Annotated in this window: 11 protein-coding genes and 1 tRNA gene; 5 read left to right on the top strand and 7 right to left on the bottom strand. The window is 60.0% G+C overall.

Features of this window, described 5'->3' with window-relative positions; genetic code table 11:
• Positions 1–149: 149 nt before the first annotated feature.
• Entirely contained in the window at positions 150–1118 is a 969-nt protein-coding gene (locus OK142_RS10510; RefSeq protein WP_498682613.1) for an alpha/beta hydrolase, read from the top strand.
• A gap of 12 nt (positions 1119–1130) precedes the next feature.
• Here OK142_RS10510 and OK142_RS10515 read toward each other — a convergent pair whose 3' ends face one another.
• Complete coding sequence (locus OK142_RS10515) at positions 1131–1565, bottom strand: DUF1801 domain-containing protein (protein ID WP_498682615.1); 435 nt, start codon at positions 1563–1565, stop codon at positions 1131–1133.
• Positions 1566–1706: 141 nt separating this feature from the next.
• Between OK142_RS10515 and OK142_RS10520 the strand changes: the two genes are divergently transcribed.
• Positions 1707–2162 (top strand): PRC-barrel domain-containing protein, encoded by a 456-nt coding sequence (locus OK142_RS10520; RefSeq protein ID WP_003495090.1) that lies wholly within the window; start codon positions 1707–1709, stop codon positions 2160–2162.
• Between the two features lie 157 nt (positions 2163–2319).
• Positions 2320–2931 carry a DUF922 domain-containing Zn-dependent protease gene (locus OK142_RS10525; RefSeq protein WP_498682617.1) on the top strand — a complete coding sequence of 204 codons (612 nt, stop codon included), beginning with the start codon at positions 2320–2322 and terminating at the stop codon, positions 2929–2931.
• 19 nt (positions 2932–2950) lie between these two features.
• Here the strand turns inward: OK142_RS10525 and OK142_RS10530 are convergent, their stop codons facing one another.
• Positions 2951–3553: a J domain-containing protein gene (locus OK142_RS10530; protein ID WP_003495086.1), complete on the bottom strand. Its 603-nt coding sequence runs from the start codon at positions 3551–3553 to the stop codon at positions 2951–2953.
• Positions 3554–3949: 396 nt separating this feature from the next.
• Between OK142_RS10530 and OK142_RS10535 the strand changes: the two genes are divergently transcribed.
• Positions 3950–4303 carry a nuclear transport factor 2 family protein gene (locus OK142_RS10535; RefSeq protein WP_498682620.1) on the top strand — a complete coding sequence of 118 codons (354 nt, stop codon included), beginning with the start codon at positions 3950–3952 and terminating at the stop codon, positions 4301–4303.
• Positions 4304–4362: 59 nt separating this feature from the next.
• Here the strand turns inward: OK142_RS10535 and OK142_RS10540 are convergent.
• A tRNA-Thr gene (locus OK142_RS10540) sits at positions 4363–4438 on the bottom strand.
• Positions 4439–4650: 212 nt separating this feature from the next.
• On the opposite strand from OK142_RS10540, the gene OK142_RS10545 reads away from it, so the two are divergent.
• Entirely contained in the window at positions 4651–6390 is a 1740-nt protein-coding gene (locus OK142_RS10545) for a GGDEF domain-containing protein (protein ID WP_444567236.1), read from the top strand.
• An 18-nt stretch (positions 6391–6408) separates the two neighbouring features.
• Here OK142_RS10545 and OK142_RS10550 read toward each other — a convergent pair whose 3' ends face one another.
• The 4 genes from OK142_RS10550 to OK142_RS10565 all read right to left on the bottom strand — a co-directional run bounded on the left by OK142_RS10550 (position 6409) and on the right by OK142_RS10565 (position 11487).
• Positions 6409–7518, bottom strand: a complete 1110-nt coding sequence (locus OK142_RS10550; RefSeq protein WP_498682622.1) for an endonuclease/exonuclease/phosphatase family protein — start codon at positions 7516–7518, stop codon at positions 6409–6411.
• 265 nt (positions 7519–7783) lie between these two features.
• Positions 7784–8812 (bottom strand): ABC transporter ATP-binding protein, encoded by a 1029-nt coding sequence (locus OK142_RS10555; RefSeq protein ID WP_498682625.1) that lies wholly within the window; start codon positions 8810–8812, stop codon positions 7784–7786.
• The gene (locus tag OK142_RS10560) at positions 8800–10494 is read right to left on the bottom strand and encodes an ABC transporter permease (RefSeq protein WP_498682627.1); all 1695 of its coding nucleotides are present in this window, start codon (positions 10492–10494) and stop codon (positions 8800–8802) included. Before OK142_RS10560 ends, OK142_RS10555 begins: the two co-directional genes overlap by 13 nt.
• Positions 10495–10503: 9 nt before the next feature.
• Entirely contained in the window at positions 10504–11487 is a 984-nt protein-coding gene (locus OK142_RS10565) for an ABC transporter substrate-binding protein (protein WP_082182589.1), read from the bottom strand.
• Between the last annotated feature and the right edge of the window lie 240 nt (positions 11488–11727).

An 11727-nucleotide genomic window follows, 5' to 3' on the forward strand; every position in this document is an offset into this window, starting at 1 on the left:
CGGGAACAATCCTTTCCGGACCTGACACCGTCATACCGGTCCTCAGATGTCAGGGAGTGACATTGCAGCAGTGTTACGTCTTCCGGAACTCACGGTTCCCTTGAACGTTGACCGCCCTTATGGAATGGCAAGCAGCAAGGAGACACGGCATGCATCTCAGAAATCTGGCCCTCTCATACCTTTTCCTCTCCTGCACCCCGAGCTTTGCCGGCCAGATCGAGGACGCCACGTTCCACAGTGCGGCCCTGAATGCGCCGCTCCCCGTCAACATCTACCGCCCGGATGGCGCTCCACCGGAAAACGGCTGGCCGGTGCTCTATCTCCTGCACGGCCACGATGGCGACCAGAACAGCTGGCGCGATCTCGGCAATATCGAAAAGACGCTCGATACGCTCATCGCGGCCGGTGCCATCCGCCCGCTTGTCGTCGTGATGCCTGGTGTCAAGAACAGCTGGTATGTGGATTCCGCCGCCGTCGGCGGTCCCGGCGACTACGAGACTGCTTTGACCGGCGATCTGCGCCATCAGATGGAAAAAACGCTGCCGGTGCGGAAAGACCGCGAAGGGCGCGCCATTGCCGGACTTTCCATGGGCGGTTTCGGTGCATTGCATCTGGCCTATGGCCACGAGGACCTCTATGGCGCAGTGGCCAGCCTGTCCGGCGCAATCTGGCAGAACGTGCCCGCCTCTGATCTAGACAAGACCCCCGCCGAACTGAAGCTCATTCAGGATAGCGCCTTCTTCCACCGCGTCGACCGCACCACCGTCACCAGCGGCGTCGTACTGCCCTCCACCGGCGATCACTTCTCCGGTGCCTTCGGCACGCCCTTCGACGCAAGACTTTTCAACGAAAAGAACGTCTTCACGCTCGTCGCGCAGCACGTCGCCGAAAGCCAGGATTTGCCTGCCACCTATCTGACGGTCGGCGACGACGATGGTTTCTTCCTCTGGCGCGGCGCCATCGCCCTGCACGAAACGCTCCAGGCCGATGACCGCAAATCGGAATTGCGGATCACCGATGGTGATCATGTCTGGTCCGTCTGGAAGGTTTCGATCATCGACGCACTGAAGTTCATCGACGGGGAATGGGACAAGGCAACGGACATCGCGAAGGATTGACCACCTTCTGGACTATTCAGCCTGGCTCTTCGCCGGCTTTTTCCCGGCTTTTCCGGCAAGGTTCAATGCGGCGGCCGAGCGGATCAGCGCCATAAGCGCCCCCCCGTCGATCTCATCTCCCTCGTGAAAGTCGATGGCGCGCCGCGTATTACCCTCAAGGCTCGAATTGAAAAGACCGGCCGGGTCCTCGAGTGCGGCACCCTTGGCAAACGTCATCTTCACGGCGCTCTTGTAGGTCTCGCCGGTGCAGATGATGCCGGCATGCTCCCAGACGGGCACACCGCGCCATTTCACCTCCTCCGTCACATCCGGATCGGCCTTCCTGATCAGCGCTCTGATGCGGGCGAGCGTTTCGCCCCGCCAGTCGCCAAGCTCCGCGATCTTCCGGTCGATGAGAACCGATGGTGCGGTCTCTTCCGCGTCCCTGCTGATCGTATTTTTTGCCATAACGTCCTCCCCGTTTCCTCGTGCCAGTGCTCCCTATACCAGCATAAACCAAATTTTCCTGTCGTCCCATGCGGAACCAAATTCACGCTCCACCGTTTCTTCCCCGAACGCAAGGTTCAGCATACAAAGGGAAGAAACATCATGAAAATCAAGGTCATCGCTCTCGCTGCCGCAGCAGCGCTCACGTCTTCCGTGGCATTTGCCCAGACGGCTGCCACCGCCCCTGCTGCCGGCGCCGATGCCACTTTGTCCGGTCCGGGTATCACCATGGGCACCAAGGCCAACGGCCCGCTGAAATTCGTCAATGTCCAGAAGACCGACCTCACCGCCTCCCAGCTCGACGGTCTGGATATCTATAACGCCCAGAATGAAAATATCGGCGAAATCGAGGATGTCGTGATCGGCGACGGCAAATCTGTGATCGGCCTGGTTGCAAGCGTTGGCGGCTTCCTCGGCATCGACAAGAGCTATGTGGTGCTCGACCCGGCTTCCGTCGCGGTTCACAACGACAACGGCACCTGGAAGGCCTATGTCGACACCACCAAGGAAGCGCTGCAAAACGCGCCCAAGCTCGACTACGACAAGCTGGACGACTGATACCCCTGCAGTCGCAAGCTTGACCCCCGCGATCCGTCGCGGGGGTTTTTCGTGCGTGGAATTTTCGCGCAGTTTCCGGCAATCCTTCTCTCGCTGCGCTTGCCTAGCAGCCCGGCTCTCGCCTATCTTCGGCGCGCAAGACACCAAGGATCGATGCGTGCCCGCCAAAACTCTCTCTTCCCTCACCATCAGCGCTGTGGCGATATTGCTGAGTGCCCTTCCGCTGTCAGCACAGACAGCCGACTGGAAGCCCGCAGAGCAGATTAAAACCTATGCGATCAGCGGCGATACGGGCGGTGCCCTTTACCAGTCCATCGGCGAACGCGGCCCGACAGCCGGCGTGCAGGCCATCGCCCACACCACCTTCAAGCTGACATGGCGGCGGGACTACCGCCCGCGGCCGGACGGCGCCTGCGTGCTGGCAACGGCACGGCCCAATCTCACCATCATCTATACCTGGCCGAAAGCCCCGGCCAGATTGCCGCAGGCTGTCGCCGCCAGCTGGAAAACTTTCATTTCCGGCGTCGAAACCCATGAGCGTGTGCATGGCGAACACATTCTCGATATGGTGAGAAAGATCGAGGCCTTCAGCACCGGCCTCAGAGCGGAAAACGACCCGAAATGTCAGAAGGTCCGCGTCGTTCTGCAGCAGCGGCTGGGCGAGCTTTCCAACGAGCAGCGCCAGCGCGGGCGCGATTTTGACCGGGACGAGCTTTCCCCGGGCGGCCGGGTGCACCAGCTCATTCTGGCTCTCGTCAACGGTCCCTGAAGAGGCTCGGCGACAACGCCTACTCCGCCGCCTCGCCTTTCAGCAAGGGTTCGGAGAGCGATATGCTTTCCAGTTCGTAGGAATAGCCTTCCAGCATCGTATAGGCCTGCTCGATGGCCTCGATCTGGGCTTCCGCATTGCGGATGGCTTCGGCAATGGACTGGCTGCGGGCACGCAGCATGGAGCTCAGCACATCGGTCTCCGGCTTCCTGCCCAGCCGGTCCATGTGTTTACGCACCCGTGTGCGGTGGCGTTCCAGCTCGAGAATATGGAAACGGCTCTTCAGAATATCGTCGGTCAGCTTGCGGCGCATGGCGGCCACGGGGTCGAAGCTGCCGGGCTCGCGCTCGTCCAGAATGAACTCGTTGACCAGCGTTTCAAGCATCAGCAGGCCCTTCAGATCCTTGGCATCGGCAAGCTGCGGATCGTAACCGGTGTCGTCGAATACCTTGCGGCGCACCGGATCCTTCAAAAGCTCGTAAGCCGTTTGCAGGCGTGCGAACTGCTCGCCATCACCGCCGCTGTCGGGATGGGCAGCCTTGGCAACCTTCCGGTAGGCCGACTTGATCGCCGCCTCGTCGGCATCGCGCTCCACGCCAAGCAAAACATAAGGATCGATCACAAAAACACCTTCAAACGCAACATGTTACCCGCGTGCCTTACACCATTCCCTTGCGCCGCACGGGCGGATCATAGGCCAAATCCACCCTCACGGCACCCCGCCCCGACCCTTAAACCGGTAAAGCCCACACAAAAGCCTTGCCATATGCCGCGTCGCAACCGCCGGAAGAGCCCTTGATACCGAAATTTGTCGGACCCAAGGCGACTATAATCACAGGCGGGACAAAATTGTGGAAAGCGGCGGCAAAACATGCCGCCCACCGCGCACCATTCCTGCCGCAACCGCTCCTGAAACAGCACTGCCAGAGACGTAACCGGCACGTTTTCAGGGGGTTATGGTGGAACGTCATCAACAGGTGTAAGCTTGGCTTTTGGATCTGAAGGGAGGAATGATCCGATGCCGCAAACCATTACCCAGACCGTCACGGACTATGTGCATGCCATGGCCTATGCGGATGAGAGCCTGATGCGTGACGTGTTCGATCCGCGCGCCAACATCGTCGGTACTTACGAAGGCGAAACCGAATGGCTATCGCTCGAAGATTTCGTCGACCAGATGCGAAAAAGCGAACGCGGCCTCCCCGATCACGACCCCACCTTCGAAATCCTTGGAATCGACAAGGAGGGCGACAGCGCCTCTGTGAAGCTGACGACCCGTTTCGACGGCATGGATTTTTACGAATATCTGTCGTTGCTGGAACGCGAGGGCAACTGGTCGATCGTGCACAAGCTCTATCACATCAAGCCATAGGCATTGACGAAAGACACGCTAACAAAACGGATGGGGTAAGGACAAGCCTTTGAAAATACTGGTGCCCCCGACAAGGTTCGAACTCGTGACCCCCTGATTACAAATCAGGTGCTCTACCAACTGAGCTACAAGGGCAAGCCAGTGCCTTGCCAACTATCAGATTCTGAGTTGGTGTAAAGCGAAAATTGTCCGCACACCATCGCTGGACGTGTTTTCCACACCGTGGCCGGGCGCTGGCCGGCATGTAAGCAATCCATGCGAAAGCCCTGCAAAATAAGCGAAGTATTTACGTGCGGCGGCTAAGATTGCGATAAACCATAACCATTCCAGCGGGAATAACGCATCAGATGCGCGCGAGCATACAGAAAATACAGCTGACAGGCACGATCATCATCGCCGTGAGTTCTATCCTGCTGGCCACCCTTGCCGCGCTGCCGAGCGTCTCCAATTACCTGCGCTATCGCAACAATGCCGAGCAGCTCACCCGCTTCGAAACCGCTCTCCAATCCGCATGGCTGGTGTCAGCCGAGCGCGGCCCCGCCAACAATCTGATGGGAGCAACCTCTGCGGATGTTAAGCTGGTCGAGGGTCTTGCGGCGGCGCGCAAGGCAACGGACGACAAGTTGTCTCAATTGGAAGCCTCTTTCGCCGTGGAGATCGCGACTCAGCCTGAACTTGCAAAAGCCGTTGCCGACACCCGCCGAAAACTGGCGCAATCGCGAGAGGCGGTGGATCAGGTTGCAGCGCTTCCGCCCGCCGCGCGCAGTCAAAGTGCCATGGCCAATGCCATTAAATCGATGTTCAAGGCGGCGGATAGCATCAATCTGCTTCGCGGCAGGGCTGCACGGTCCATCATCATGAAGACGCCGGATGTCGCGATCGACATTGCGATGACGGGTACAGCCGGTGTGATGCGTGACAGGATCGGCCGCCTCGGCTCCTACGTGGTCATGAGCCTGCAGGCGAACAGACAGGACCAGCTAAGCTATCGCGCAAAGTTCGACACCGAGATGCAGAGCCTCATGCTGCTCAAATCGTCGCTGTGGAATTATACCGCCGCTTATTTGTCGACACCGCGCCTGGACAAGGCGTTTCGCGATTTTGAGACCTATTATTTCGGCCAGGCGCTTCGCTATGCGCAGAACACGATTGCGATCGTCATGCCGTCCGCCCGCCCAAGCGTTCGCGGATTCTCCGAAAACTATATTCTCGGCATGCGGACCTCGGATACGCTGCGCGACCTTATTCTCGCGGAAACCCGGGCCAAAATGGAGAGAAAGAAGCAGGAGGCGCTGATCTATGGCGGGGTTTCGCTCCTGATCGCCAGCATCGCTGTTCTTGTCCTGCTGCGGCTGGCGTCGGTCTACAGGACGGCGCTGTTCCAGCCCATGCAATCCGTCAGAACGCAGATCGCCGCGATCGCCGCGGGCGATCTTTCAGAGGCGCTCTGTCAGGACAGGGTCGCCCCGGAAGTGAAGAAGATGTTCCAGGAACTCGATTTCCTGCGTGAACAGCTTCGCCAGAAGGGGGAAATGGAGAACCAGCAGCGCGCGCTGGCCGAACAGTTGCGCACGCTTTCCGAAACCGATGCGCTGACCGGCGTCTTCAATCGCCGCGCGCTGGAAAAAGCCGTTCGCACAATATTGACCGGCGAGGACCAGCTTCAGGCACTGGGCGTGATGATTGTCGACATCGATCATTTCAAATCGATCAACGACCGCTATGGCCACGCCATGGGTGACCTCGCCCTGCAAAAGACCGCTGGGCTCCTGAGGAGCGCATTGCGCAAGCACGATATTCTGGCCCGCTATGGCGGCGAGGAATTTGTGGTCGTGCTGCAGGATGTCAGCCATGCCACTGCCACGGCCACAGCAGATCGCCTGCGCCGCCTGATCGAAGCGCAGATCATCGATGAACAAAGCGGGCTGTCGCTGACGGCGAGTTTCGGCGTGGTCTGGCAGGAAGCGCGCGCAATCAACAGCTGGGACGAGCTGATCGCGATTGCGGACGACCGGCTATACGAGGCCAAGCGTGCGGGCCGCAACAGGGTCTGGGCAACCTACTTTCCGAAGGTCGCCAACGGCTAGGCAGCCTGTAATGACAGATCAGATCAGATCCAGCGTCATCACGACAGGGCAATGGTCCGAGGCCTTGGGGCGGTCCCATCCGGTGCGCGGATAACGCTCCACCTCCTGCCCCGGCGGAAAAACCGTACGGTAAGGCTGGCCGGCGCGGATGATTTCGGGAACCCTCGTCGCATTGATCTGCGCAAGATGCGGGGAAAGCCAGATATAGTCGAGCTGGCACAGGTGCTGCTCCTGCGGGCCCCGCGAATGATAGAGCGTCCAGCGGTCCATGACATCTCGGCGCAACATCGGATTGGTCACAAACTCATCAGCCGTGAAGATATCGAGTGCACTCCTCGCCTCCTCGACGGGCGTAAAGCTGTAGCCGTTGCGCCGGTCGCCGGAAATCGCGATGCGTTCCTGATAATCATTCATGTCGCCGCAGATGGCGAAATTCTTGTTGCGGGCATTGCCCGCACCCCAGCGGTTTTCAATAATGCGGCGAACGGCCATGGCCTCCGCCTCGCGGACCGGCATGGTGGCGAGCCGGGCATCGACCGGATCGCGGGAATTGGTCATGGATTTGAAATGCGTGACGTAGAGCGTCAGCGGCTTGCCGCCGATCCTCAGATCGATTTCCAGGCAATCCCGTTTGAAAATCTTGTCGTCGATCTGGTTGGTTGTCGCCAGCGCCGGGTTGAAGAGATCGAGATTGCGATAGGTCAGCGCGGCATGGCTCTTGATGTCGACGACCTCGATCTTGTCTCCGTCACGCGTCTCCTCGCGCATGACGACGGCGACATCGATGCCGCGGCTGTCATTGCCTTCGACCAGATATTTCTGAAGGTAGCCGTTGCCGACCATCCGGTAGAGATAACCATATTCGAAAGCCTGCAGGGCGGCCATGTTGTCGACTTCCTGCAAGCAGAGAATATCGGCATCCGCATCCGCGATGGCGAGCGCCGAAAGCTGGCGCGTATCGTCGGTGGAAGAGACTGTCCGCGCGCTTTCCAAGGCCTGATAGGTCGCCTCGTCGCGAATATCGAAAAGCTGGATCGCCCTGTCGCGCCGCGTCTGGTTGCGAAAGCCGGTAAAATCAAAGCGGGTGAGGAGATTTTCGATATTGAAGGTGGCGAGCCGAAGCGACATGAATCAATCCTATTGCTGCAAGGAAAGCTTAACCGCTCCCGTTCGGCCTCGCCAGTAGCCTGAGGCAAGTCGCGTTCGATCAGATTAACCACAATGGACCGTAGGACTCCGCACGCTGAAGCATACTCCACCCTCATTCCTGTGCTTGTCACAGGAATCCAGCCGACGCGCGTCCGCGCGGCGAGAAGAGTCCTTTCAGCCCAAGGACTTGGGCTGAATGGATCCCTGTGACAGGCACAGGGATGAGGGAGTAACCCTTTTCACCCTAAAGCCGCCACGCCGCACGAATGGCGACCGACAGACGATCACCTATTGCAACAGCTTCCCGCGAATACGCCCGAAGCACCTGCCCGTCCGGCAAGTCGAGACGCAGGGCATAACGCTCGCCCTCATAGAGAACCGAGGTGACGGTGCAGGTGATGCCCTCCGCATCCCGCACCACATCCTGCGGCCGCACGAGAATGTCAGCCTGCGGCAATTGCCGACCGCTTTCCATCGCCGCCCGAAGTGTCGCCCACTCGATATCCCGAGAAGTGCCTTCCGGCACCGGCATGGTGAGGATTGCCCCCTGCCCCACCAGCGAGCCAACAAGCCGGCCCTCCGGCCGCGCATAAAGCTCGGCGGGCGGTGCGACCTGAAGCAGCTTGCCCTGCGACATGACGGCGACATCCGTTGCCAGCGCCATGGCTTCTGCCTGATCGTGAGTAACGTAGATCATCGTCGCGCCGGAGCGGATATGAAACTCGCGAAACGTCTCTTCCATCTCCTGCCGCAGATGCCGGTCGAGATTGGCGAGCGGTTCGTCGAGCAGCACCACATCGGGTTCCGTGACGAGGCAGCGGGCCAGCGCCACACGCTGCCGCTGGCCGCCGGACAGTTCCGCTGGACGGCGGTCCGCAAAGCCTTCGAGGCGGACGGCGGCAAGCGCCAGCCGCACCTTCTCGCGATATTTCTCACCCGAAATGCCGCGTACTTTCAGGGGATAGCCGGCATTGTCAGCGACCGACATATGCGGCCACAGCGCATAGGACTGGAACACCATCGCCATGTTGCGCCGCTCCGGCGGCACCATGTTGCCAGCATCCGCCAGCACCCGCTCGCCGAGCAGGATGGAACCGTCGGTCGGCTGTTCGAAACCGGCGATCATGCGCAGCACCGTCGTTTTGCCGCAGCCGGAGGGCCCAAGTAGAGCGAGAAAACCGCCATCGCGCACCGTCAGCGACACATCGTCCACGGCTGGTTTCGAACCGGCACCGAAACTCTTCGACAGGCGGTTGAGGATCAGTTTCGCCAAGGGACCACTCCTTTCGGCAGATAGCGCCCCAGAATTTCCAGCAGGGCCATGAGGAAAATCACCATGATGACGACAAGCACCGAAAGTGCCGAGGCAAGATCGAAGCTGCCGCTGTCATCGAGATTGTAGATGAGCACGCCGAGCGTCTGGGTGCCGGCCGACCACAGCAGCGCCGAGACCGTCAGCTCATTGCAGGCGATCAGGAAAACGAGGATGACCGATGCCCCCGCCGCAGGCCCGACCAGCGGCAGGATGATATCCTTCAGCCGCCGCCAGAAACCGGCGCCGGAGAGCCTTGCCGCCTCTTCCAGTGACGGATCGAATTGCAGGAAGGCGCTGACCATGGGTTTGAGGCTCACAGCGAAGAAGGAGGAGAAATAGGCGAGCAGAATGATCCAGATCGTGCCGTAAAGCGTGATGCCGACAAGCGGGATGGGAGCGGCGAAAAGCAGCACGAAGGAGACGGAAATCACCACCCCCGGCAGCGCATAGGGAATATCGACCAGCGCCGAAAGCAGGAACATGAAACGGCTCTTGCCGCGCACCAGGAAATAAGCCGTCAGCACCGTCACCGCCAGCAGGCAAAGCGAGGTGGCCGTCGCCAGAAACAGTGAGTTGCGGAAGGCGGTACGCGTCACGCTCTGGCGGTAAAGCAATTCCTCATAGGCATGCAGCGTCGCGGTCTTGAGGCTGAGCGGCACGCCATAGGCAGGCGCGAGCGAGCTTGCCACCAGCGCCGTCAGCGGCGCCACCAGCATGAAGAACAGCACGAGCCACAGGGCAAGCTCCGCCGGCACCCGCCACAGCCCAAGCCGGAAGGTCGCCGCCTTGCCGGAAAGACCGATGATGCGATAGTCCCTGCCTTTCATCGCCCGTTCCTGCAAAGCGAGACCAGCGACGGAGATGATGGCGATCATGGTGGAGAGAATGGCGATATCGCCGAAGGTGCTGGTGCCGAAACTGGCAAAACGGCTGTAGATCAGCGTCGGCAAAGTGAAGATCGAGGCGGGAATGCCGAGGATTGCCGGAATGCCGAAATTGCCGACATTGGAAACGAAGGAGATCGCGGCGCCCGCAATCAATCCCGGCGTGGAGAGCGGCAGGATGATATCGAACAACACGCGGCGTGGCGAAGCACCGGAAAGCTTGGCGGCCTCGATGCCGTCCTGCGGCAAAGCAAGCAGACCGGCGCGCAGCGACAGATAGACAAGGGGCGCATGCTGCACGCCGAGCAGAAGCGCGATGCCCGCAATGGAATAAAGCGGCTGCGGAGACCCCATTGGCGGCGCAAGGCCGATAGCCTTCAAAAGCGTGCTCGACGGGCCGGTCATGCCGATCCATGACAGCGCCGTCACCTGTGGCGGGATCATCATCGGCAGCATGAACAGGAAGCTCAGGATCGACTTGCCGCGTATGTCGCAGAGCGTCAGCGAAAGCGCGAAGGCGCCGCCGATGCCAAGCGAGATCAGCATGCCGAAAAACGAGGTGGAGAGCGTGTTCAGCGCCGCATCCCACAGGGCCGGATCGGCCAGAAGCCGCCATATGTCACCATTGAGTGACGAAATGATGCCGGTATAGGCGAGCCGCCCGAGCGGCAGGGCGCTGAGCGCGAAAACAACACTCACCACAAAAGGAAACAGCCAGCGCGGCTGGCTGTTTCCATAGGCACTTGTTCGGGACATGCCGCTATATCAGCCCTTGGAGCCGAAGATGTCGGAGAATATCTTCAGGTCCTGTTCGGAGTTCTTCAGCGCATCAGCGGCGCTGAGCGGCAGAACCTTGATCTTGTCGCGAGCCGGGAAGCCTTCAGGCATGCCGGCATCGGCACGAACCGGGATGTAACCGAGCTTGACGAAGCCCTGCTGGCCCTTTTCAGACAACACGTAATCGACGAACTTCTTCGCCGCTTCCTCGTGCTTGGTGCCCTTGATGATCGCAACCGGCTCGGTGACGGCCGAAACGCCCTCTTCCGGGAAGACGAACTCGACCGGTGCGCCCTTGGCCTTTTCGCGGATCGGCATGTAGTCGACGACGACGCCATAGGCCTTCTCGCCTGATGCAACAGACTTCAGAACCGCACCGTTGCCGCCGCCGGCAATGGCTTCATTGGCTTTCAGCTGCTTGTAATAGTCCCAGCCGAGGCCGTTTGCGGCGGCCAGCGTCTGCGCGTGGATCAGCGCTGCGCCAGAGGTCAGCGGGCTCGGCATGGTCACGAGACCCTTGGCTTCCGCCTTGGCCAGATCTTTCCAGCTGGTCGGCTTCATCGCAGCGGCGGTGTTGTACATGATGCCTGTTGTGATGAGCTTGGTGGAATAATAGAAGCCGTCCGCATCGTAGAGCGAGGCGTCGATATTCTTGGCTTCCGCAGACTTGTGGGCGAGAAGCTGGCCAGCCTGCTTCATGCGCTCCAGCGTCACGGTATCGGCGATCAAAAGCACGTCGGCAACCGGATTGCCGGCATTGATCTCAGCCATCAGCTTGGCCATGATCTTCGGCGTTCCGTCACGCACCCATTCAACTTCGAGACCGGGATTGGCAGCCTTGAAACCATCAACGGTCGCCTGCGCGTCCTCGTTGGGCTGGCTGGTGTAAAGCACCAGATCGGCAGCATTGGCGGCGGTGGCGATGAAGCCGAGCGACACGATGGCGGTGAAAGCGGAGAGCAGCGTTTTCATGGGTCCAGTCCCTGTTGTTTGGTGGGACCGCTAAAACATGATTGCATAACATGTATGTGACAGGCAGGATTTTTGGGGTGTAATCTGTTGTGGCGCTTGCGGCTCACCCCCCTCTGCCCTGCCGGGCATCTCCCCCTCAAGGGGGGAGATCGGCAAGAGGCGCTGACAGCACTTCATTTTCAACTGTTGCGTTAGGCGATACCTTAACCGCGAGTCGATCTACCCCCTTGAGGGGGAGAT

Origin of the sequence: Agrobacterium sp. BT-220-3 (assembly GCF_025910175.1) — a bacterium.
Lineage (GTDB): Bacteria > Pseudomonadota > Alphaproteobacteria > Rhizobiales > Rhizobiaceae > Agrobacterium > Agrobacterium oryzihabitans.